The organism is Microbacterium sp. NPDC057741, from assembly GCF_042798735.1.
GTDB lineage: Bacteria > Actinomycetota > Actinomycetes > Actinomycetales > Microbacteriaceae > Microbacterium.
The window spans coordinates 721,341-742,417 of the sequence record NZ_JBHVJW010000002.1 but is presented as its reverse complement, the minus strand read 5'-3'; the positions used below and the strand labels follow the sequence as shown (position 1 = coordinate 742,417).

18 protein-coding genes are annotated in these 21,077 nt (G+C 70.3%); 9 read left to right on the top strand and 9 right to left on the bottom strand.

Features of this window, described 5'->3' with window-relative positions; translation table 11 throughout:
- Positions 1 to 47 precede the first annotated feature (47 nt).
- A complete protein-coding gene (locus tag ACFVDO_RS10415) occupies positions 48 to 1,322 on the bottom strand; it encodes an ABC transporter substrate-binding protein (RefSeq protein ID WP_378856012.1) in 1,275 nt (424 codons plus the stop codon).
- Between the two features lie 83 nt (positions 1,323 to 1,405).
- Positions 1,406 to 3,343 carry a DUF2264 domain-containing protein gene (locus ACFVDO_RS10410; protein ID WP_378856014.1) on the bottom strand — a complete coding sequence of 646 codons (1,938 nt, stop codon included), beginning with the start codon at positions 3,341 to 3,343 and terminating at the stop codon, positions 1,406 to 1,408.
- Positions 3,344 to 3,508: 165 nt separating this feature from the next.
- Here ACFVDO_RS10410 and ACFVDO_RS10405 point away from each other — a divergent pair, with 165 nt between their 5' ends.
- Positions 3,509 to 4,531: a zinc-dependent alcohol dehydrogenase family protein gene (locus tag ACFVDO_RS10405; RefSeq protein ID WP_378856016.1), complete on the top strand. Its 1,023-nt coding sequence runs from the start codon at positions 3,509 to 3,511 to the stop codon at positions 4,529 to 4,531.
- A 2-nt stretch (positions 4,532 to 4,533) separates the two neighbouring features.
- Positions 4,534 to 4,914, top strand: coding sequence for a nitroreductase family deazaflavin-dependent oxidoreductase (locus ACFVDO_RS10400; protein ID WP_378856018.1), 381 nt, complete (start codon positions 4,534 to 4,536; stop codon positions 4,912 to 4,914).
- 18 nt (positions 4,915 to 4,932) lie between these two features.
- Here the strand turns inward: ACFVDO_RS10400 and ACFVDO_RS10395 are convergent, their stop codons facing one another.
- Positions 4,933 to 5,898: a LacI family DNA-binding transcriptional regulator gene (locus tag ACFVDO_RS10395; RefSeq protein WP_378856020.1), complete on the bottom strand. Its 966-nt coding sequence runs from the start codon at positions 5,896 to 5,898 to the stop codon at positions 4,933 to 4,935.
- A gap of 58 nt (positions 5,899 to 5,956) precedes the next feature.
- Between ACFVDO_RS10395 and galT the strand changes: the two genes are divergently transcribed.
- The 3 genes from galT (at position 5,957) to ACFVDO_RS10380 (ending at position 9,069) form a co-directional block, all read left to right on the top strand.
- Entirely contained in the window at positions 5,957 to 7,102 is a 1,146-nt protein-coding gene (galT, locus tag ACFVDO_RS10390; RefSeq protein ID WP_378856022.1) for a galactose-1-phosphate uridylyltransferase, read from the top strand.
- A 98-nt stretch (positions 7,103 to 7,200) separates the two neighbouring features.
- Entirely contained in the window at positions 7,201 to 8,367 is a 1,167-nt protein-coding gene (gene galK / locus ACFVDO_RS10385) for a galactokinase (RefSeq protein WP_378856024.1), read from the top strand.
- 180 nt (positions 8,368 to 8,547) lie between these two features.
- A complete protein-coding gene (locus ACFVDO_RS10380; RefSeq protein ID WP_378856026.1) occupies positions 8,548 to 9,069 on the top strand; it encodes a GNAT family N-acetyltransferase in 522 nt (173 codons plus the stop codon).
- A 5-nt stretch (positions 9,070 to 9,074) separates the two neighbouring features.
- On the opposite strand, the gene ACFVDO_RS10375 is transcribed toward ACFVDO_RS10380, so the two are convergent.
- The 3 genes from ACFVDO_RS10375 to ACFVDO_RS10365 are packed head-to-tail and all read right to left on the bottom strand — an operon-like array spanning position 9,075 to position 12,474.
- Positions 9,075 to 10,418, bottom strand: coding sequence for an MFS transporter (locus ACFVDO_RS10375; protein WP_378856028.1), 1,344 nt, complete (start codon positions 10,416 to 10,418; stop codon positions 9,075 to 9,077).
- The gene (locus ACFVDO_RS10370; RefSeq protein ID WP_378856030.1) at positions 10,415 to 11,329 is read right to left on the bottom strand and encodes a ChbG/HpnK family deacetylase; all 915 of its coding nucleotides are present in this window, start codon (positions 11,327 to 11,329) and stop codon (positions 10,415 to 10,417) included. Before ACFVDO_RS10370 ends, ACFVDO_RS10375 begins: the two co-directional genes overlap by 4 nt.
- A gap of 8 nt (positions 11,330 to 11,337) precedes the next feature.
- Positions 11,338 to 12,474, bottom strand: a complete 1,137-nt coding sequence (locus ACFVDO_RS10365) for an ROK family protein (protein WP_378856032.1) — start codon at positions 12,472 to 12,474, stop codon at positions 11,338 to 11,340.
- 115 nt (positions 12,475 to 12,589) lie between these two features.
- Here ACFVDO_RS10365 and ACFVDO_RS10360 point away from each other — a divergent pair, with 115 nt between their 5' ends.
- Positions 12,590 to 14,035 (top strand): carboxylesterase/lipase family protein, encoded by a 1,446-nt coding sequence (locus ACFVDO_RS10360; protein ID WP_378856034.1) that lies wholly within the window; start codon positions 12,590 to 12,592, stop codon positions 14,033 to 14,035.
- Positions 14,036 to 14,045: 10 nt separating this feature from the next.
- Here ACFVDO_RS10360 and ACFVDO_RS10355 read toward each other — a convergent pair whose 3' ends face one another.
- From ACFVDO_RS10355 to ACFVDO_RS10345, 3 genes are read right to left on the bottom strand one after another with little or no spacing between them, the layout of a single operon-like run.
- Positions 14,046 to 14,981: a carbohydrate ABC transporter permease gene (locus tag ACFVDO_RS10355; protein ID WP_378856036.1), complete on the bottom strand. Its 936-nt coding sequence runs from the start codon at positions 14,979 to 14,981 to the stop codon at positions 14,046 to 14,048.
- Positions 14,982 to 14,989: 8 nt separating this feature from the next.
- The gene (locus ACFVDO_RS10350) at positions 14,990 to 15,952 is read right to left on the bottom strand and encodes a carbohydrate ABC transporter permease (RefSeq protein WP_378856038.1); all 963 of its coding nucleotides are present in this window, start codon (positions 15,950 to 15,952) and stop codon (positions 14,990 to 14,992) included.
- Positions 15,949 to 17,250: an ABC transporter substrate-binding protein gene (locus ACFVDO_RS10345; RefSeq protein WP_378856040.1), complete on the bottom strand. Its 1,302-nt coding sequence runs from the start codon at positions 17,248 to 17,250 to the stop codon at positions 15,949 to 15,951. Before ACFVDO_RS10345 ends, ACFVDO_RS10350 begins: the two co-directional genes overlap by 4 nt.
- A gap of 229 nt (positions 17,251 to 17,479) precedes the next feature.
- Here ACFVDO_RS10345 and ACFVDO_RS10340 point away from each other — a divergent pair, with 229 nt between their 5' ends.
- From ACFVDO_RS10340 to ACFVDO_RS10330, 3 genes are read left to right on the top strand one after another with little or no spacing between them, the layout of a single operon-like run.
- Positions 17,480 to 18,598, top strand: coding sequence for a substrate-binding domain-containing protein (locus tag ACFVDO_RS10340; protein ID WP_378856042.1), 1,119 nt, complete (start codon positions 17,480 to 17,482; stop codon positions 18,596 to 18,598).
- 26 nt (positions 18,599 to 18,624) lie between these two features.
- A complete protein-coding gene (locus ACFVDO_RS10335) occupies positions 18,625 to 19,614 on the top strand; it encodes a Gfo/Idh/MocA family protein (RefSeq protein WP_378856044.1) in 990 nt (329 codons plus the stop codon).
- The gene (locus ACFVDO_RS10330; protein WP_378856046.1) at positions 19,611 to 21,056 is read left to right on the top strand and encodes a sulfatase-like hydrolase/transferase; all 1,446 of its coding nucleotides are present in this window, start codon (positions 19,611 to 19,613) and stop codon (positions 21,054 to 21,056) included. The genes ACFVDO_RS10335 and ACFVDO_RS10330 overlap by 4 nt, the downstream gene beginning before the upstream one ends.
- Positions 21,057 to 21,077 lie beyond the last annotated feature (21 nt).

The following is a 21,077-nucleotide window of genomic DNA, read 5'->3' as shown; positions in this document are numbered from 1 at the left end:
GTGCGGGGCCGGCCCTGCAGGGCCGGCCCCGCGGTCGGGGCCTCGGGTCAGCCGACCTCGTTGGCGACGCGGTCCTGCGCCTCCTTGATGGCCTGATCCACCGGGGTGGAGCCCGACATGATCGCGGTGTGCATGTCGTTCAGGATGCCCTGGACCGTCGCGGTCTTGGACGAGGTCGGGTTCTCGGCGTGGACCTCGTGGGTCGACCACGCGAACTTCGACAGATCGTCGCTCGGAGCGCCCTTGACGCTGAAGTAGGTGTCGATGATCGAGTCGTCGATCATCGCCGGAGTGATGCCGATCCCGGCCAGCACCTTGGCGGCATCGGCGCTGGCGGCGAAGCCGAGGAACTTCTTCGCGGCAGCGGCCTTGTCACCGTCGAGCGCGGCGTTGGCACCGAAGCCGGTCGGGTCTCCGAAGGTCACCGGGGTGTTGTCGGTGCCCGTGGTCGACGAGTCCTTCTGCGGCGCGGGCGCGATGCCCCACTCGAAGGTGTCGGCCTCACCGGATGCCTGCTGGGCGATCAGCGTGCCGGTGTACCAGGTGCCCATCAGCATCATGGCCGCCTTCTGCTTGCCGAACTCGCCCTGGTAGGTGAGCTGGTTGGCGCTGGAGGTGTTGAAGTCGACCTGCGCGCCCTCCTTCTGCAGCTTCAGCGCCTGGTCGTAGTACGGCTTCATGTGCTCGTACTCGCCCTTCAGCGGGCTGACGTCGTCCTGTGCGTTGGCGAAGCCCTGCACGGTCGACTGCCAGCGGTGCAGGTAGGCGCCCTTGGCGTCGCCCTTGGTCAGCTTGGTCGCCGCCGCGGCGTAGTCGTCCCAGGTCCAGCTGCCGTCGGGCTGGGCGACGCCTGCTGCGTCGAACAGAGCCTTGTTGTAGTAGAGCACCCAGGAGTCCTGGCGGTAGGGCACCGCGTAGGCCTTGCCGTCGACCTTGTACGAGTCGGCGCCGCCGATGCCGTCGGGCAGCTTCACGTCGGAGACGTCGAGCAGCTGGCCGCCCTCCTGGAAGGTGGTCAGCGCCTTGACCTCCTTCTGGGTGATGATGTCGGGTCCGGAGCCGGCGGCGAGGTCGGCGGTGACCAGAGTGTTGTACTCGGCCGCGTCGTACTCCTTGAGCTTGATCGTGATGTCGGGGTTCTTCTCGTGGAACGCGTCGGCGAGCGCCTGGAACTCGGGCGTCGTGTCGATGCTCCACGCCGACAGCGTAAGGGTGACCGGGCCGGACGGCTCGGCAGGCGTGTCCGAGGACCCGCTGCAGCCGGTGAGGGCGAGTGCCGCGACAGCGGCGATGCTGCCCGCGGCGAGGATCTTGCGGTTCATGCTGTGGTGCTCCTTTGCGATGGCGGATGTTCCGCGAGGGAATCGGTGTTCGGGTCGGGGTTCGGGATGCCTGGTGCTGTTGTTCAGGCGGCGGATGCCGGGGCGAGGTCGTGCGCGCTGCGCGCGCCGTCGGGCCAGGCGACAGTGACCTGCGCTCCGTCGACGACCACCCGCGGGGCGGATGCCGGTGCGTCGGCCCCGAGGTGGACGGCGGTGACGACGGGCTCGCCGACGCGGACCGGGAAGTGCAGCACGGGGACGACGGCCTGGGCGCCGAGCGGGCTCGCCCCGTCGCGTCGCACGAATTCGGGGGCGCCGTCGGCGGACAGTGCGATGAGGGTGCTCACGATCCCGTCGGCGGATGCGGTGGCCGCGGCATCCGTGCTGGATCCTGCGACGGCCTCGGCTGCCACAGGCCAGCCGCCGACGCGCAGCTCGCGCGCATCCGCACTCGGCTCGAGGTCGTGCAGGGTCGCGATGCGGACCTCCCAGGCGCCGCGGACGATCGACCAGGTGGTGAGGTGCCCGGCGAGGGTCACGTCGCCGGTGATGCCGGAGCCGTGCCGCACCTGGACCGCGTCCGGGGCGATCCAGTGCGCGTGAGCGGCGGAGCCGGCGATCGCGGTGTCGCCATCGGTGCGCGCAGCGAGCAGCGTCATCCCGGCGCGGTGCGTGCCTCGGCCGGAGGCGTCGACCAGCGCGACGGACTGCTCGAGCGGCTCGCCCCACGCACGACCGTCGTGCAGTGGTGCGGTGACGGTCGAGTAGCCGAGCCGTGCGTAGATCGGGGAGTCACCGACGGTCGCTCCCGGCGAGGCGTGATCGGCGCCGTGGTTGATCACGCGCACGATCCCGTCGGAGGCGGTGCCGGAGACGATCCAGCCCGCGGCCTCGACGACCCGCAGGTCGTCGGCGACCGCGGCCGGCAGCGGCTGCGCGGGCTCGGCCCACACCGGGTGATCGGCCGGCAGCGCCACTCCGAGCAGGCCCTTCGAGGCCCAATACGGTGACGACGGGCCGGAGTAGTTCTGCGCCAGACGGCGCCACGGGCCGAACCAGCCCATCGTCAGCAGATCGTCGTCGTCGGGGCTGCCGTGCTCCTCGAAGTGGGCGACAATGCCCATCGCAGTGTCGCGCAGAGTTCCGGCAGGTGTGGAGGGAACACCCGCGAGCACACCGGCCCAGAACGGCGCGGCCGCGGCGAAGCGGTAGATCAGGCTGCGTCCCTCGAAGAGCGGTGCCCCGTCAGCGCCGACGAGATGAACGGCATCCTGCAGGTAGCGGTCGAGCGCGGCCACGTCACGGCCGATGCGCTCGTTCGCGCCGAGCTCATCGGCACCCTGCATCCGCGACCACAGCACCGGATACAGGTGCAGGGCCCATCCGACGTAGTGGTCGTAGCCGCGATCGTCACCGTCGGAGAGCCAGCCGCCGGAGCGCACGAAGGACTCGTGCAGGGCGAGGTCGGCCGCGATGTCATCGGCGCTCCACGGCCCGCCGACCGAGCGCAGGAAGGTCTGCACGGTGACGCGGAACCAGAGCCAGTTGTTGCGCGGGTAGGTGTGATCGCCGACGGCCGGGGCCAGGTAGTCGATCACGCGCTGTTGCGTGGTCGCGTCGAGGCGGTCCCAGATCCAGGGACGTGTCATGTCGAGGATGACGGCGAGCGATGCCGCCTCGACCTTGGCCTGCGGGTGCTCGTCGAGGCGCACCCAGCGGTCCTCGGCCTCGGGGTCGACGCCGGCGGCGATGCCGCGCGAGTAGTCGCGGATGAGGTGGTCGACGCCCTCACCGCGCGCGCCTGCGATGCGGAACCCGGCGAGCAGGAACGTTCGTGCGAACCCCTCGAGGCCGTCGACCGCGGTGCCGTAGCCGCCGGCGTCTCCGGGTGGGGTGATGCGGGCGAAGTTCGGTGAGGCCCATGCAGCGGCGCCGCTGAGCAGCCGGTCGGCGAACGCGATCAGCGCATCACGGGACCCACTGCGCAGAGCGCTGGCCGATGGTGATGCAGCACTGGTCACGGGATCTCCTTCGAACGGCGTTACCCACCCGGGCGAACGGGCGTCTAGATCAGGAGATTAGCAACGGGTTCTGTTCATTTCAAGGCGATTTGCGTTCTAACGTGATCGATCATGTTCGCTTTGGATTTCTCGCCGGAATGCCCCGGGAAGTGGTGAAGTAGAAGCATGCGCGCAGTGATCATGTACGGCCCCGGCGACGTCCGCGTCGAGGACGTCGCCGAGCCCTCGATCGTCGAACCCACGGATGCCGTGATCCGCGTCACCGCGACCTGCGTCTGCGGTTCGGATCTGTGGCCGTATCGCGGAGTCGACACCCCGAAGGGCCCGCGGCGGATGGGCCACGAGTACATCGGCGTCGTCGAGCAGATCGGCGACGGAGTGCAGGACATCCGCGTCGGCGACTTCGTGGTCGGCTCGTTCATGGCATCCGACGGCACCTGCGAGATCTGCCGGGCCGGCTACCAGTCCCGGTGCATCCATGTCGTCGGCATGGGCTCGATCGGAACACAGGCCGAGTACGCGCGCATCCCGTGGGCCGACGGCACCCTGGTGCGGGTCGAAGGGACTCCGACAGACGCGCAGGCGCGCAGTCTGCTTGCGGCATCCGACGTGCTCGGAACCGGATGGTTCGCCGCCGTCGCCGCCGAGGCGGGGCCGGGGAAGTCTGTCGCCGTCGTCGGCGACGGTGCCGTCGGACTGCTCGGCGTCCTCGCGGCGCGGGAGCTCGGTGCCGAGCGGGTCATCGCGATGTCGCGTCACGCCGACCGGCAGGCGCTGGCGCGCGGCTTCGGCGCGACCGACATCGTCGAGGAGCGCGGTGACGCCGGCGTCGCCCGCATCAAGGAGCTGACCGGCGGCTACGGCGCGCACTCCACGATCGAGGCGGTCGGCACCCAGGAGTCGATGCAGCAGGCGATGCGTGCCACGCGCGCCGGCGGGCACGTCGGCTTCGTCGGCGTCTCGCACGGCGTGACCATCGACGGCAGCGAACTGTTCTACTCCGGCGTGCACCTGCACGGCGGTCCCGCCCCGGTGCGCCGGTTCCTGCCCGACCTCATCGACCTGATCATGACGGACCGCATCGACCCCGGCGCGGTGTTCGACCTGACCCTGCCGTTCGACGAGGCGGCCGAGGGGTACCGGGCGATGGATGAGCGTCGCGCGACCAAGGTGATGCTCGAGTTCTGACCATGGCGCGATCATTCAGTCACGGACTGCAGAAGGCGTTCGAGCCGCTCGCACTGGCCATGTCGGGGCGCAGGTGGTTCCCGCTCTACGCCACCGTGCACCACCGCGGACGCAAGAGCGGAACGGCGTTCACGACACCCGTCGCAGTCGTGCCATCGCCCGGCCGCGAGACGATCCTGATCGGACTGCCCTGGGGCACGACCACCAATTGGGCCCGCAACGTGGTTGCCGCAGGATTCGCAGACCTGGATTGGAAGGGCGGGGTCGTGCACACCATCGACCCGCGCATCGTGGATGCCTCCGAGGCGGCGGCGCTGTGCAGGTGGCCCTTCGGCGCGATCGTGCGTCGGATGCCGGGAGCGATCGTGCTGCGCATCGGCTGAGCTTCGGCCGGCCCTGGATCAGGCGCTCGCGCGCAGCACCAGCTCCGGCATCGCAAGGTCCGGGTCGGATGCCTCGACCCCCTCGATGGCGGCGACGAGAGCCCGCACGGCCTGCTCACCGAGCGCATCGAAATCCTGGCGGATCGTACTGAGCGGAGGGCTGTAGTCCGCGGCATCCGCGATGTCGTCGAATCCGATCACCGCGACGTCCTCGGGAACGCGCCGGCCCGCCTCGGCGAGGGCGCGCAGCAGGCCGAGCGCCATCTGATCGTTCGCGACGAACACCGCTGTGACGTCCGGGTCCGCGGCGAGCGCGCCACCCTGCGCGTAGCCGGATGCGGCGGACCAGTCGCCGCGGAGCGGCGCGGGTGCGTCCGGTGCCGCTGCGCGCCAGCCGCGCTCGCGCTCGTCCGCCGCGTACGACCCGGCCGGACCGGCCAGATGATGCACTCGCCCGTGCTCCGCGAGCAGGTGCTCGGTGGCGAGGCGCGCACCAGCGGCGTGGTCGGTGCCGATCACGGTGAAGCGGTCGTCGGGCGGGGAGTCCACGACCACCAGGCGCAGGCCGGCGGATGCCGCGTCGCGGGCGAGCACGGTGGCCTCGTTCAGCACGACCGCGCCGTCCACACCCTGGTCGTGCAGGCGGTCGAATGCCTCGGCGATGTCCCCGGCGGCGCCGAGGGTCACGACCGTGAGCGCGTACCCGCGGGATGCCGCGGACTCGGCCACCGCCTGCAGCATCCGTGAGTTGCCGACGGTGGAGAGCGTCTGCGCGACGAGTCCGAGGGTGTGCGTGCGGCCGGTGCGCAGCGCCCGTGCGGCGCGATTGGGGCGGTAGCCGAGCTCGGCCATCGCCTGCTCGACCCTTACCCGGGTCTCGGGGTCGACCTTCGGGCTGTCGTTGGCGACGCGCGAGACGGTCTGTCCGGAGACACCGGCGCGGGCGGCCACCATGGCCATCGAGACGCGCTGCGGCTGCGGCATCCGTGTCCCCCTTCTTCCGGTGTTGACGTTACCACGGAGGGCACGGTACCGTGTTGACGTGAACATTCGCACTCTGGGCGCCGGCGTCATCGCGCGCGACACCCGCCTCGCGGACGGCCGTGAGCTGATCTACTTCGACGACCCCGGCACGTCGCTGCCCGCCGCGCGCAGCATCGACACCCGCGGCCTCGATCCGCGCCCCGAGACCGCGACAATGCGGCAGGACGTGCTGACCGGCGACTGGATCACCTTCGCGACCAAGCGCCAGAACCGGGTGCTGATGCCGGGTGCCGACGCGGACCCGCTGGCCCCGCAGTCGCCCACGAACCCCTCCGAAGTGCCGTCGCTGTACGACGTCGCGGTGTTCGAGAACCGCTCCCCCGCGTTCGGCCCCGCCCTGGCATCCGCCGTCGGCACGGCGCCCGCAGCAGCGGACGCGCCGCAGGGACTCGACGACCTGACTTCGATCGGCGTCGGCCGCACACGCACCAGCGTCGGGCGGTGCGAGGTGGTCTGCTTCAGCCCCGAGCACTCCGGGTCGTTCGGCACCCTGTCCCCCGTCCGCGCCCGCACCGTCATCGAGGCGTGGGCCGACCGCACCGCCGCCCTGTCGGCGCTGCCGGGCATCGAGCAGGTGTTCCCGTTCGAGAACCGCGGCGAGGCGATCGGCGTCTCGCTGCCGCACCCGCACGGCCAGATCTACTCCTACCCCTATGTGACTCCGCGCACGCAGCGGCTGCTCGACGTGGCTTCGCCCGATCTGTTCACCCGGGTGCTCGAGTCGGAGCAGGCCTCGACGCGCGTCGTGCTGCAGGGCGATCACTGGACGGCGTTCGTGCCCTTCGCCGCACGCTGGCCGCTCGAAGTGCAGCTGATGCCGCACCGCCACGCTGCCGACTTCTCGGAGCTGACCGATGCTGAGCGCGACGAGCTCGCCCCGCTCTACCTGCGGCTGCTGCGCGGCGTCGACGCGCTCTACGAGACGCCCACGCCGTACATCGCCGCCTGGCATCAGGCGCCGGTGCGGGTCGGTCGCGAGACGATCCGGATGCGCCTCGAGCTGACCAGCCCGCGCCGCGCCGAGGACAAGTTGAAGTTCCTCGCCGGATCCGAGGCCGCGATGGCCGCGTGGACCGCCGAGATCCTCCCCGAGGACGCCGCCGCGCGCCTGCGCGACGCGATCGCCTCGGTTCCCGCCCCCTGAAACTCGTCCCACCTCACGAGGGGTCGGAAGACGCGGCATCCGCACCCCCCGGATTCCGCAGATTCCGCCCCCTCGTGAAGATCCCGCAAGGAGTCCCCATGTCCGCACTGACCGACGCCCGCGAGCTGCTCGGCGCCGAGCCCGACGGCATCTGGTCGGCCCCAGGCCGGGTGAACCTCATCGGCGAGCACACCGACTACAACGAGGGCTACGTGCTGCCCTTCGCCATCCCGCACCGCACCTTCGCCGCCGCGCGGCTGCGCGACGACGACCGCATCCGGGTGTCGTCGACCTTCGCCGACGAACCGGTCGAGGTGGGCCTCGGCGAGCTGTCCTCGCTCTTCCCCTCAGAGGGTGACCTGCGCGTGCCGGAGTGGTCGGCATACGCACTCGGCGTCGCCTGGGCGCTGCGGGAGATCGCCCCTTCCGCCACCGGCATCCGCGGTGTGGACATCGCGATCGCCTCCGACGTGCCGGTCGGCGCGGGGCTGTCCTCCTCGGCGGCCATCGAAGGGGCGGTGGCATCCGCTCTGAACGACCTCTGGTCGCTCGGCCTTGACCCGGTCGCGCTCGCGCGCGCCGGGCGTCGGGCGGAGAACGAGGCGGTCGGCGCGCCGACCGGGATCATGGACCAGATGGCGTCCATGCTCGGCATCGCCGACGCGGCGACGTTCCTCGACTGCCGCACACTCGAGACGCAGCAGATCCCGACCGGGTTCACTGATGCCGGACTCGAACTGCTCGTGATCGACACGCGCGTGAAGCACGCGCACTCCACCGGTGGTTACCGCGACCGACGGGATGCCTGCGAGCGCGGCGCCGCCCTGATGGGCGTGCCCGCGCTGCGCGACGTGTCGGTCGACGACCTCCCGCGGGCGGCCGAACTGATGGATGACGTGACCTTCCGCCGGGTGCGGCACGTCGTTACGGAGGACCAGCGCGTACTCGACACGGTCGCCGCGCTGCGGACGGAGGGCCCGCGCGCGATCGGCGACCTGCTCACCGCGTCGCACGCGTCGATGCGCGACGACTTCGAGATCTCGGTCGCCGAGCTCGACGCCGCGGTCGCCGCGGCGCTGGATGCCGGCGCGCTCGGCGCCCGGATGACCGGCGGCGGATTCGGCGGAGCCGCGATCGCGCTTGTCGCGCACGCTTCGGTCGCGGCCGTGACGGAAGCCGTTGAGCGCGCCTTCGCGGATGCCGGGTACCTGGCCCCGCACATCTTCACCGTCGCGCCGTCGGCCGGCCCGCGTCGCGACGCCTGACCCGAAACTGCACGCCCGCGTCGGCACGGATGCACGACTCGGGTACGAATGCACGGCCGAACGCCGGAATCCGTCGTGCAGGTGTTCCCGGGCCGTGCATCTGTGCTCTGCGGGCGCGCTCTCGCGCCGCGTAGCCGCTCGCGGCCACGGCTTCGCCCGGGGCGGCCGTAGGATGACGGGGTGCTGATCCGCCCCGCCACCCCTGACGACTCGCACGGGATCGCGGTCGTGCACGTCCGGTCGTGGCAGGCGGCATACCGGGGGCTGCTGCCGCAACCCGTGCTCGATGACCTCTCCATCACTGAGCGGGCGAAGGGCTGGAGACGCCTGCTCGAACCGCACCGGCGCGCCGAGGGCCAGCGGTCCCGCACCATCGTCGCCGAGGTCGACGGTCGCATCCTGGGCTGGGCGTCGTTCGGCGATCCGCGCGAGGACGAGATCGCGGATGCCGGTGAGCTGTGGGGCATCTACGCGCATCCCGATGCTTTCGGAACCGGCGTCGGGCACACGCTGATCGCCGCCGTCGAGCAGTCGCTGCAGGCTGACGGGCATCCGGTCGCGTACCTGTGGGTGCTGGACGGCAACGAGCGCGCCGCGACCTTCTACGAACGCCACGGCTGGATCGCCGACGGCGCGACGAAGGTCGAGGAGCGCCCGCACCTGCGCCTCTTCGAGCGCCGCCGGGTCAAGCAGCTCGGCTGAGCCGCTCAGGCCGCCACAGAGGCCTGAGCATCGCGCGTCCGGATCGGATACAGCCAGAAGCACAGCCATGCGAGCGCAGTGAAACCGAGCGGCACGACCGCGAGCATCACCCGAATGCCTCCATCGACCGGCGTCGGCTGCGCATCGCCCAGCGACGCGTCGAAGCCCGAGGCGGTCAGCACCCACGCTGCCACGATCGCCTGCAGCACCACGGACCCGCGCACCACGAAGCCGTTCACGCCGAAGTACACGCCCTCGCGCTGATGCCCGGTGCGCGCCGCGTCGTCGTCGATGATCTGCCCGAGCATGATCTCGAGCAGCTGCAGCAGACCGCCCACGCCGACGCCGACCGCGAGGCCGACCAGCGCAGCGCCCATCACGGTGGCGGGCCAGAGGAAGCACAGCACCGCCACCCCGAAGATCGCCACACCCACGAGCACCGCCGTGCGCGGCGAGGTGCGCCGCACGAACCAGCTCCAGCCGATGATCGAAGGGATCGCCGCCACGAAGATCGCCCCGAGCAGGATGCTGGCCTCGTCCTCGGCGGCGTGCAGCGAATACCTCACGTAGAACGGGATCGCCGCGATGATGATCGCCACCGAGGTCTGCACCATCAGCGACCCGAGCACGTAAGGCACGAACGCCCTGTTGGCGAAGGTGTACTTCAGCTGCTCGCGCCACGACATCTCGACGTCTGACGACGACGCGGGAGAGGAGCGCTCCACCATCCCCGCGGCGAACGACCATGCCAGCACGCCCAGGCACACCGCACCGAGGATGAGGGCCATCGCAGACCAGCCCAGCGAGCCGTAGATCGTCGGCGCGATCGCGGTGCCCAGCACCATGCCGAGGATGCCGAAGATCTGCCGCGGCACGTTCCCCGAGGCCCGCTCCGCGGTGGTGCGGAAGATCTCGGGGAACAGCGCGGACACGTTCAGCACGACGACCACGAACGCCACGTCGTACACGGCCACGACCACGATGAACCAGGCGATGAGTCCGCCGACGGGCAGCGCCGGCGGCATCCAGATCAGCGCGAACGCGACCACGAGCGGAACGATCCCCAGCCCGATCCACGGCACGCGCCGCCCCCAGGGCGTGCGCAGCCGGTCGGACAGCGCGCCGACCACCGGGTTCAGCACGGCGTTCAGGATACCGTGCGCGATCATCGCCACCGCGACCCACCCCGCCGGCACACCCAGGTGCGCGACGTAGAAGTACACGACGAACGCGGAGAACGTCTGCGACATCAACTGGATCGGGAATCCGGATGCCCCGAAGGCGATGCTCTGCGCGCGCGTCGGCGCCCCCTCGAGGCGTCGATCGCGGATGCCGGCGACGAGGCTCATGCCCGCTGCAGTTCCCGCAGGTCGCGCCAGCCGACGCGCACCAGCCCCTCGGCGACGATCATCTCGGCGACCGCCGGATCGGTGAGCAGACGCAGTTCGTGTCCGCGCTTGGGCGCGGCATAGTCCACCGTCGCCCGCAGCTCGTCGTCGTCCACCATCGGATGCAGGAAGATCTCGGTCACCCCGGCGGGCACGGCCCGCAGCAGCTCGAGGAACCCGTCGCGCACCTGCTCGTAGGTCTCCTCCTGGTCGGTGCCCTCGCCGGCGAGCGGGAAGGGGTGGGTCCAGCTGCGGTCCGGGATCACCACGCCCGCGGCATCCGCGGCGGCCGCCGCCTCATCGATCAGCGGCTGCATGGCCGGGTCGACCTCGAGCCCCGTGCCGTAGCGCGGCAGTCGGAACGGCAGCCCGTGAGCGGCGGCGAGCGGCAGCACCTGCGCCAGGAAGTCTCGACCGGTCTCGAGCCCGTAGACCGAGCCCATGTGGTTGTCGAGGTGCGTGACGTCGATGCCTGCGGCGAGCGCGGCCGCGAGCTGCGCGGCGATCTCGTCCGCGACATCCGCCTCCGTCGCGTTCTGCTCGACCTCGAGCGACGTGTGCGGGAAGTACCCGTCGGCGTCGACCAGGGAGGAGCGGATGCCGGTCAGCGGCCGCCACCGGTATCCGGTCCACTCGCTGGTGAGCACGAGGTGCACGCCGATGTCGAGGTCGGTGCGGGATGCCGCGAATGCCGCCGCATCCGGCGCCCAGGCGCAGGGCATCATCAGTGTGGTCGAGTCGAGGTGACCGTCCGCGAGCAGGCCGGTGATGGCCCGGTTCGCGGCACGGCACATGCCGAAGTCGTCGGCGTTGAGGATGATCGCTCGGGTCCCGGCCGGCAGGCCGAGGCGATCGGTGAGGGGTACGGGCACGGGCTTCTCTACGTTCTGCTGGATTCGGGTGTGACTATTCGGGTGAAGAGCGTGGCGCGCAGCGCGTCGGTGGCCTCGGACACGGCGCCGACCAGCGGCGCCTCGGCACCGAAGGCGGACAGTGCGAACGACAGCGGCAGCTGGGCGTCGAACTCCTCAGCGGCGGCGCGCACGGCCTCGAACAGCACGGGATGCGCGGCATCGCCGGCGAGCACGATCAGCCCCGGGTCGAGCACCAGCGTGATCGACCCGGCGATGAGCACGAGCCGGCGCGCTACCTCGGCGGCCATCACCCGCGCGCTGTCGTCGCCGGCCGCGGCGTCGTCGAGATGGACCGGCAGCGGCAGCGACGGATCACGCCCGGCGACCAGCGCCAGGTCGGCGGTGACAGCGTGACCGAGCACAGGAGCCCCGGTCGGCAGCGGCGTCTGCGGCAGGTAGTTCACCTCGCCGGCGATGCCGGAGACGCCGCGGTGCAGCGCGCCGTCGATGATGTACGCCGCGCCGAGCCCGTCATCGAGCAGCAGCAGCGCGAAGCCCTGCTGCTCGGCACCGATCGGGCCGGACAACTCGGCGAGCGCGGCGAGGTTCACATCGTTCTCGATGCGCACCGGGCAGCCGAGCCGGTCGGACAGCGCGGCGCGGAACGCTCCGCCGTCAGGCCCCTGGTCGTCGCGGATCTCTCCGTCGGCGCGCACGATCCCGGGCACGGCGACGACGGCGACCAGCACGGGCGCGGTCGCCGCGGCACGGCACTCGTCCAGCAGTGCCGCGATCGCCTCGACGCGATCCACGACGACCGGCAACGGCCCGTGCGCCTCCGCTCGCACGGCGCCCGCGGCGTCGAGGAGCACGACGTGGATGTCGTGATGGTCGATGTGGATGGCGGCCGCGAGACCCAGCCGTGGATTCAGCCCGACCCGCGTCGCAGCCGGCCCCTTGGTCGCCCTGTCGACGCCGGCGGATGCCACGGCGTCGCGTGATTCCAGCATCCGGAGCACCTGCGTGACGGCGGTGCGCGACAGTCCGGTCTCGTGCATCAGCTCGGCCCTGGTCAATGCGCCGCGCCTGGCCAGCGCTTCCAGGATCGCTCGTGCGTTCATCGTCCGCAGCAGGGTCTGGGGTCCTGCGAGAGGTCTGGTCAACGTGCATCCTCGCGTTTCGTCCGGAACAGTCTGGCACAGCGCCTCAGATGCCGCGACACTTCGCGTCGTACCTGTGGACAACTCCCGAGGCGTCCCTCGCGGGATACTGGAGACGATGAGCGAAGCACCGATCGTCATGACCGATTCCGGCCCTGTCCGCGGCATCCGCCGGCAGCAGGATGCCGCATTCCTCGGCATCCCGTTCGCCGCGCCACCGACCGGTGCGCGCCGTTTCCTGCCGCCGCAGCCCGTGGAGCCATGGACCGAGGTGCGCGATGCGACCGCCTACGGCGCGACGCCTCAGCGCCGCGAGGAGCCGAACGCGCTCATCCCCGAACCCTCGGTCAAGGGCTCCTCGACGCTGAACGTCAACGTCTTCACCCCCGCCACGGACGGCTCGGCTCCGGTGCTCGTGTGGATCCACGGCGGTGGCTACTCCTCGGGCTCCCCCGCGAGCCCCTGGTACGACGGCCGCACGTTCTCGCGCGACGGAGTCGTCACGGTGACCGTCTCGTACCGGCTCGGCTTCGACGGCTTCGGTGTGATCGACGGTGCGCCCGACAACCGCGGAGTGCGGGACTGGCTGGCGGCGCTGGAGTGGGTGCAGCGCAACATCGCGGCCTTCGGCGGCGACCCCGCCCGAGTGACCATCGCCGGGCAGTCCGCCGGCGGCGGCGCGGTGCTCACCCTGCTCGGCATGCCCGCCGCGCAGCACCTGTTCCACTCCGCTGTCTCGATCTCGGGGGCCCTCGGCGACCTGCCACGCCCTCTCGTCGCGAGGCGCAGCGCCCTGCTGGCCGAGATGGTCGGCGTCGAGCCGACTCTGGCGGGATTCCGCTCGGCGACCGAGAGGTCGCTCACGCAGAAGCAGTACGAGGCGTCCCTGCTCGGCAAGACCGGGCTGAAGGCAACCACCGCCGTGCTCGCCGACGGCCTGCCCTGGGGCCCGGTCATCGACGGCGAGCTCCTCACCCGTCCGACGGTCGACGCGCTCGCCGCAGGCGTGGGTGCGGACAAGCCACTGCTGATCGGTGCGACCGACGACGAGTTCACCCCGGCGCTGGATGCCGCGCCCCGCAGCCTGCGGTTCGTGCCGGCGTCCCTCGCCCTGCGCCTGATCGCGCCGGCACTCGCCGAGCGGCGGAGCTGGCTCGCGGCGAACCGCCCGCAGCGCAGGAAGGGCACGGCCGCGACCTTCGGCCGCTTCGTCACCGATCGTGTGTTCCGCTCGCTCGTCGTGCGCGTCGCCGAGGCCAGGGCGGATGCTGCGACCTGGGTGTACCGGTTCGCGTGGGCCTCACCGCGCAACGGCTGGTCGAGCCACTGTCTCGATGTGCCGTTCTGGTGGGACTGCCTGGGTGCGGAGCGCGTCTCGGCGATGGCAGGCGACGCTCCCCCACAGGGCCTCGCCGACGACATGCACGCCGCGGCCGTCGCGTTCATCACGAGCGGAGTCCCGGGCTGGCCCGCGTGGCGGACCGACCCCGGGACGACGCGGGTGTTCGGCGATGTGCCGCCTGTCTCGACCTCGGCCTACGACGACGCGCTGCCGCTGGCCTGACGCTCCACCATCACTTCCCCATGCCGAGCGTGAGCCCCTCGGTGAGGCGGCGGCCGAGCCAGAGGTAGATCGCCAGCATCGGCAGCACGACGATGCAGAGGCCGGCGAACAATCCGCCCCAGTCCGCACCGGAGTACGTCTGCTGCTGGATGAACGAGATCAGCGCCACGGGCAGGGTGTACTTGTCGGTGGACTGCAGCAGGGTCAGAGCGAGCAGCGTCTCGTTCCAGTGCGAGATCACCTGCAGCACGAACGCGGTCAGGATGCCGCCCTTCGCGAGCGGCAGGGTGATGCGCCAGAACGTGCCGAACGCCGTGGTGCCGTCCAGCGCCGCGGCCTCCTCGAGCTCCGCCGGCAGCGAGCGGAAGAAGGCGATCAGCAGGAACACCGTGAACGGCATCGAGACGCCGATGTAGACGAGGTTGAGGCCGATCAGGCTGTCGGTCAGATACATCTCGTTCAGCATCACGAACAGCGGGATGAGGATCACCTGCGCGGGGATGCCGAGGCCAAGCACGAAGTAGAGGGTCAGCGAGCTGGTGAACCGGTTCTCGACACGACCGAGGTAGTAGGCGGCCGGAGCCGCGATCGCGACCGTGAGGAACGAGGAGACTCCCGTCGTCACGACACTGTTCAGGGTCGCTGTGGCGAAGTCCCCGACCGTCCACGCCGTGACGAAGTTCGTCGGGTCGAGCGAGGTCGGCAGACCCCACGGATCGCTGAGGATCGAGCGGGTGTCGCGGAACGCCTGGATCACCATCCAGACCATCCACGCGATGTTGAGCACCACGAAGGCCCAGAGCAGCACCAGTCCGATGCCGCGGACGATGCTGCGGTCGTGGCCGATCGCCGCTCCACGCCTGCGCGGACGCGGCACCCGGCCGGTGGGCGGCGTCACGAGCGCCTGAGTGGTGATCTCTTCGGGAAGCACCTGTGCAGAGGTCATGAGCACTCCTAGAACTCGATCGCGTCGCGCTTCATCACGCGACGGAGCAGGACGACGAGCACGGACACCAGGGCGAGCGACAGGATCGCGGAGGCGCTGGCCATGCCGTACGCGGGGATGGACTCTCCGGAGAACGCGGTGACGTACGTGTACACCGCGGTGCTCCAGGTCTGGGTGGGCGGGATGCCCTGCCCGGTGGAGCCGCCGAAGATCCAGATGATCTCGAAGATCTTCACCGACGAGATCGTCCAGAGCACCGCGCAGGTGCCGAACACGTCCCAGGTGAGCGGGAGGATCACGTACCGCAGGCGCTGCCAGGCGTTCGCGCCCGCCAGCGCGCAGTCCTCGTAGTAGTACGGCGGGATGCGGTCGACGCCGGCCATGAGGATCGTCGTGTAATAGCCGGTCGTGATCCAGGTGAGCATCACCATGATCAGCGGGAACAGATTGTCCTGCGCCAGCCATGCGGGCGGGTCGGTGACGCCGAGCCATCGTAGCAGGGTGTTCACCAGGCCGCCGGGATTGAGCACGAAACCGGCGAGGACGCCGAAGATCATCGCGTTGACAAGGTGCGGGAAGAAGATCACCGATCGGGCGATCTTGCGTCCCGCCATGTCGCGCAGCACCAGGGTGAGGCCGAACGAGACGATGAAGATCGCGGCGCCCACGACGAACAGCAGCAACAGGGTGTTGCCGAACGACTTGAGGAACAGTTTGTCCGAGAACAGCCCGACGTAGTTGCCGAAGCCGACGAATTCCATCGGACCGGCGCCCGACCACTTATTGAAGCTGATCCAGATCGCGTAGACCGCCGGTCCCACGAAGAGCACGCTGTAGAACAGCAGCGCCGGCCCGACGAACGGGACGAACAGCCGCCTGCGCGCGCGGTCGATGGCGTTGCCGCCGGAGCGGGAGCCTCGAGGGCCTCCCGCTCCGGTGGCGACTCCCGGCATCGCTGCCGTCTGGGTCATGAGTTCTGCTTCCAGTAGTCGACCTGACCCGACTTCATCGTCTCCACGAACTCCTTCGCGGAGATCTTCCCGAGGATGAGCTGGTCGGCCGCCGGCCAGAACAGCTTCTCGGAGTAGCCGGGGAAGCTGATGCCGTCGTTCTGCTGGTAGAAAGTGTCGGCGGAGTCGAGGGCCGCCTTGACGGTCGCCATCTCCGGGCTGGTCGCGGCGTCCTGACGAACGGGCAGGATCTTCGCATCGGTTCCCAGTGCGTCCTGGTACTTCTTCTGCAGGAAGAACGTCGCGAACTTCTGCGCGTTCGCGGAGTTCTTCGCCCTTGCGGGCACCGAGAAGCCCACGAAGTCGGCGCGCGCGACCTTGTCACCGCCGTCGACAGTGGGGAACGGGAACGACGAGTACTCGAAGCCGTCCGCCGCATAGGTCCCGGTCTCGGTGGGGATCCAGGTGCCGTTGAACAGCAGTGCGGCCTTGCCGCCGGCCCAGGCCTGCTGCTGCGCGGGCCACTTGCTGGCGTTGTAGCCGGGGATGAAGTAGCCGCCGTCGACGAGCTGCTGCACCATCTCGGCGGCCTCGAGCGCCTCGGGCTCGTCCCACGCCTTGCCGGATTTGTCTGCGGCGATCTTGTTCAGGGCCCCGGGGCCGGCGATGTGCACGATCGCGGCGGTGTACCAGTAGGCGTTGTAGCCGGACACGTCGCCGTCGATGGCGATCGGCACCTCGTTCGCCGCCTTGAGCTTGTCGAGCTCCGCGATGAACGCGTCCCAATCGGCCGGAGGAGCCGAGACCAGGTCGGGATGCGTGGCGGCGTTGAACCAGAACGCGTCGCTGGTGAGCGAGTAGGGCAGCATCCAGGGCGCATCCTCGCCCTTGCGAGTGAGCACGTCGCCGGCGAGGTAGGCCTTCGGAATGAGGTCGCCGGCCTTCTGCCCGTCGACCTCGGCGGCGTAGGCGTCCGTCAGGGCCTTCGCCTGGCCGCTCTCGGCGAGCACCGGGGCGAGCTTGGCGAACGAGCCGTCGATGAGGTCGGGCACCTTGTTGGTGTTCAGAGTGGGGACGACCTTCTTCGTGTTGTCGCGTCCCTGCCACTGCACGTCGACCGTGATGCCGGTCTCCTTCTCGAAGTCGTCGATGGCGGAGGCGAGGACCTTCTGCTGCGCCTCACCCTCCTTCCACATCGACCAGTAGGTGAGCGAGCCGCCCTCGCTCGAGTCGCCGCCCTGGGTGGATGCGCAGCCCGCGGCGGTCAGCGCCAGCGCGCCGACAACGACGAGTGCGGAGAGCTTTCGGATCTTCGCCATCGGGTTTCCTTTCGTTCGGGAGCGGCCACGTCGCCGCTCCGTGCACGACTATCGCCGGAGCAGAAGAGAGCATTCAAGGAGTACTACGAAGATTCCTCCCCTCGATGTGGGAAATGCGCCCCATGCAGCGAGCCACAGTGCAGAGGAATCCCGATCAAAGAGACGAATCCCTCTTTATTCCTCTCTTTTGCGACAGGAGAATGAAAGGACTGCCACGAGAGGAGGCGCCATGACCGATCGACGAGGATCCGTGGTGCGCGATGCCGACGCCAAGGCGCTGAAGTTCGAGATGCTCGCCGACCAGTTGCGGCGCGGCATCCTCGCCGGCACCTGGACCGCCGGCGAGAAGCTGCCGACCGAGCAGCAGCTCGCGACCGAGACAGGACTCTCGCTGACGACGGTCCGTCGTGCGTTCGACGAACTCGTCGCAGAGCGGATCGTCGTGCGTCGCCAGGGCGCGGGCAGCTTCGTGGCGCACATCCGCCCTCGCGACGAGAAGGCCCGCCGGCGCATCGGCGTGCTGCTGCCCGACACGCAGCTGTACTACCCGCGCGTGCTCCAGGGCATCGACGAGTCGCTGTCCGCCGCCGGGGCGACACTGCAGCTCTCGACCTACCGCTACGACCGCGAACGCGAGGCACCCGCGATCGCTTCGCTGCTCGACGCCGACATCGACGGCCTGCTGATCGCCCCGACGCTCACCGGCATCGAGGACCCCGCCGCCCGCGCACGCGAGCTCATGGATCTGCCGGTTCCCGTCGTGCTGGTGGAGCGCAGCCTGCCCGATCTCGGTCCCGCTGACACCACCGAGCACGTCTGCTCGGATCATCGCGGCGGAGCCTACGACGCCGTGCGCCACCTCGCAGCGCTCGGCCACACCCGTATCGCGCTCCTGACCCGAGAGCGCACTCCCACAGAGGCAGGGGTCGTCCGCGGATACCGGCACGCCGTGGCCGATCTCGGTCTGGCCGGCTCGCTGGAGTTCGCACAGTCCAAGGCTGACTGGGTGGCCGACTCCGCGCAGTCGGCGTACCGGCGCATCCGGGATTTCGAGGCCACGGCGGCGCTGGTATTCGGCGACCGCGAGGCGACCCTGCTCGAAGGCGCGATCCGCCGCGACGGCCTGCGCGTGCCCGAGGACATCGCGCTCGTCTCGTACGACGACGAGGTGGCCGACCTGGCGGAGGTGCCGCTGACCGCGGTCGCCCCGCCCAAGTACCGGATCGGCCGCATGGCGGCCGACGTGCTGCTTCGGCGGCTCATCGAGGGGGACGACTGTCCCCTGCATCAGATCAGGCTGCGGCCCAGGATCGTGATCCGCCGCTCCTGCGGCGGACGCGAATCCTGAGCTGGAGCCATGGAACGAGGAGAAGAATGCGCATCGGTCTGATCGGAGCGGGCGCGGTCGCGCCCTTCCACGTGCGCGCGGCCGCCGTCCTCGCGGGGGCGGAGCTCACCGCCGTCTGCGACATCGACGAATCGGCGGCCCGACGCGCCGCCGACCTCTCCCCCGGGGCGAAGGTGTTCACCGATCATCGGCGGATGCTCGATGCGGATGCCGTGGACGCAGTGATCGTGAACACCCCGCACGCGCTGCACCTTCCGATCGCGATCGAGGCGGCCGAGGCGGGCAAGCACGTCCTGGTCGAGAAGCCGATGGCCACGTCGGTGGCGGACTGCGACCGCATCGCCGAGGCCTGCGAGAGGGCAGGCGTCGCGCTGACGGTGGGCCACATCCAGCACTTCCTGCCCGACAAGACCGCCGCGCACGGGCTCATCGCGTCCGGGGATCTCGGCGCCGTGCAACTGATCCGTGACAATCGCAGCACCGACTACCGTCCAGGCACGCGGTCCCCCTGGTTCTTCTCCCGCGAGGTGGCGGGCGGTGGAGCGCTGTTCAACATCGGCGCGCACTGTCTCGACCGCTCGCTCTGGTTCGGCGGAGCGCCGGCGGCCGAGATCTCGGCGTCCGTGGCGAACCGCTTCGGTTCTCCGGTGGAGACCGACGGTGTGCTGCGACTACGGCTCGAGAACGGCGTCGGGGTCGCGGTCGCCGTGGTGAGCGACCCTCCGACGCGCAGCGACAGCCTGACCGTGGTCTGCGAGGGCGGTGTCGTCGAGGCCGACCCCCGCGCCGGCACGACCGTGCGCGTGGACGGGCGCACCCGTCTGCTGCATGAGCCGACGGATCGTGACATCCAGACCGGGTTCACCGCGCAGTTGGCGGACTTCCTGCAGGTCGTCGACGGCGGGGCACCTGCGGTGCCTCTCGAGCATGCGCGGCACGTCGTCGAGCTGATCCTGGCGAGCTACCGGTCGGCGCAGACCGGCACGGCGAGCATGCTCGGACCGGTACCGGCATGAACGACCGCCCGAACATCCTGGTCTTCCTCAGCGACGACCAGGGGCCGTGGGCACTCGGCGCGGCCGGCAATGCAGACATCCGCACCCCCGTCCTCGATGCGCTCGCCGCCCGCGGCACGCGACTGGACAGGTTCTTCTGCGCCTCGCCGGTGTGCTCGCCCGCCAGGGCCAGCCTGCTCACCGGTCGGATCCCCTCCACGCACGGCGTGCACGACTACCTGGATGGCCCGAACACGGGGCCGGACAGCGTCGATCTGCTCGCCGGGCAGCCGGCATACACCGACGCGCTGGCGGATGCCGGGTACCGGCTCGGTCTCTCCGGCAAATGGCACCTCGGCGCGAGCGACGTGCCGCGGCGCGGGTTCGTGCACTGGTATGCGCTCGAGGGCGGTGGAAGTCCGTATCACGACGCCCCGATGCTGCGCGGGGACGTTCCGGAGGTCGCCACCGGCTATCTCACCGACGCGATCGCCGATGACGCGATCTCGTTCCTCGACGAGGAGGCAGGGCAGGACGACCCGCTCTTCCTGGCCCCGTTCTTCCTCGCCGTGAACTTCACCGCCCCGCACAAACCCTTCGCCGGGCAGCATCCCGACCAGTACACCGACCTGTACCGCGACTGCGCGTTCGAGAGCTGCCCCCAGGAGGAGCCGCATCCCTGGCTGCAGACTCTCGGCGGCGGCCCGATCGGCGGCGAGCCCGACGCCCGCGAGGCGCTGATCGGCTATTTCGCCGCGGTCACGGCCATGGATGCCGCGATCGGACGGGTGCTCGACCGGCTGCGCGCGCACGGTCTGGAGCAGGACACGATCGTCGTCTTCCTCAGCGACAACGGCTTCAACTGCGGCCAGCACGGCATCTGGGGCAAGGGCAACGGCACGTTCCCGATGAACATGTACGACGAATCAGTGATGGTGCCGTTCATCGTCTCCGCGCCGGGGCGCGTGGCGGAGGGGCGGGTCGTGGACGATCTGCTCAGCGCCTACGACTTCCCGGCGACTCTGCTGGAGCTGGCCGGGGTCGACCGGGCGGCGTTCGAGCAGGGACCCGGTCGCAGCTTCGCGGCCCGGCTCGCGGATGCCCCGACCGAGGCATCCGACGAGGAGCGCGCGGTCGTCGTGCACAGCGAATACGGTCCCGTGCGGATGATCCGCACCCGGCGCCGCAAGTACGTGCATCGCTTCCCGTACGGTCCGCACGAGTTCTACGACCTCGAGACGGACCCCGGCGAGCGCGCGAATCTCATCGACGACCCGTCGCGTGACGATGAGATCGCTCGGATGCGGCAGCGGATGCACGGCTGGTTCGCCGAGCATGCGACACGGGAGGCCGACGGATCGGCGCTGCCGGTCTGGGGCGCCGGCCAGCGGACACCGCTGGGCGACGATCCGGCGGGTGCCTTCTCCCCACCGGGGTGGGACGGCGCAGCCGCCCTACGCTGAACAGAACCGCCCGCACCCCAG

What these genes read in the sequence shown, in the direction of transcription:
- ACFVDO_RS10415 (WP_378856012.1), bottom strand. Translation starts at nt 1,322, where the DNA reads ATGAACCGCAAGATCCTCGCCGCGGGCAGCATCGCCGCTGTCGCGGCA.
- ACFVDO_RS10405 (WP_378856016.1), top strand. Translation starts at nt 3,509, where the DNA reads ATGCGCGCAGTGATCATGTACGGCCCCGGCGACGTCCGCGTCGAGGAC.
- ACFVDO_RS10400 (WP_378856018.1), top strand. Translation starts at nt 4,534, where the DNA reads ATGGCGCGATCATTCAGTCACGGACTGCAGAAGGCGTTCGAGCCGCTC.
- ACFVDO_RS10395 (WP_378856020.1), bottom strand. Translation starts at nt 5,898, where the DNA reads ATGCCGCAGCCGCAGCGCGTCTCGATGGCCATGGTGGCCGCCCGCGCC.
- galK (WP_378856024.1), top strand. Translation starts at nt 7,201, where the DNA reads ATGTCCGCACTGACCGACGCCCGCGAGCTGCTCGGCGCCGAGCCCGAC.
- ACFVDO_RS10375 (WP_378856028.1), bottom strand. Translation starts at nt 10,418, where the DNA reads ATGAGCCTCGTCGCCGGCATCCGCGATCGACGCCTCGAGGGGGCGCCG.
- ACFVDO_RS10360 (WP_378856034.1), top strand. Translation starts at nt 12,590, where the DNA reads ATGAGCGAAGCACCGATCGTCATGACCGATTCCGGCCCTGTCCGCGGC.
- ACFVDO_RS10355 (WP_378856036.1), bottom strand. Translation starts at nt 14,981, where the DNA reads ATGACCTCTGCACAGGTGCTTCCCGAAGAGATCACCACTCAGGCGCTC.
- ACFVDO_RS10350 (WP_378856038.1), bottom strand. Translation starts at nt 15,952, where the DNA reads ATGACCCAGACGGCAGCGATGCCGGGAGTCGCCACCGGAGCGGGAGGC.
- ACFVDO_RS10345 (WP_378856040.1), bottom strand. Translation starts at nt 17,250, where the DNA reads ATGGCGAAGATCCGAAAGCTCTCCGCACTCGTCGTTGTCGGCGCGCTG.
- ACFVDO_RS10340 (WP_378856042.1), top strand. Translation starts at nt 17,480, where the DNA reads ATGACCGATCGACGAGGATCCGTGGTGCGCGATGCCGACGCCAAGGCG.
- ACFVDO_RS10335 (WP_378856044.1), top strand. Translation starts at nt 18,625, where the DNA reads ATGCGCATCGGTCTGATCGGAGCGGGCGCGGTCGCGCCCTTCCACGTG.
- ACFVDO_RS10330 (WP_378856046.1), top strand. Translation starts at nt 19,611, where the DNA reads ATGAACGACCGCCCGAACATCCTGGTCTTCCTCAGCGACGACCAGGGG.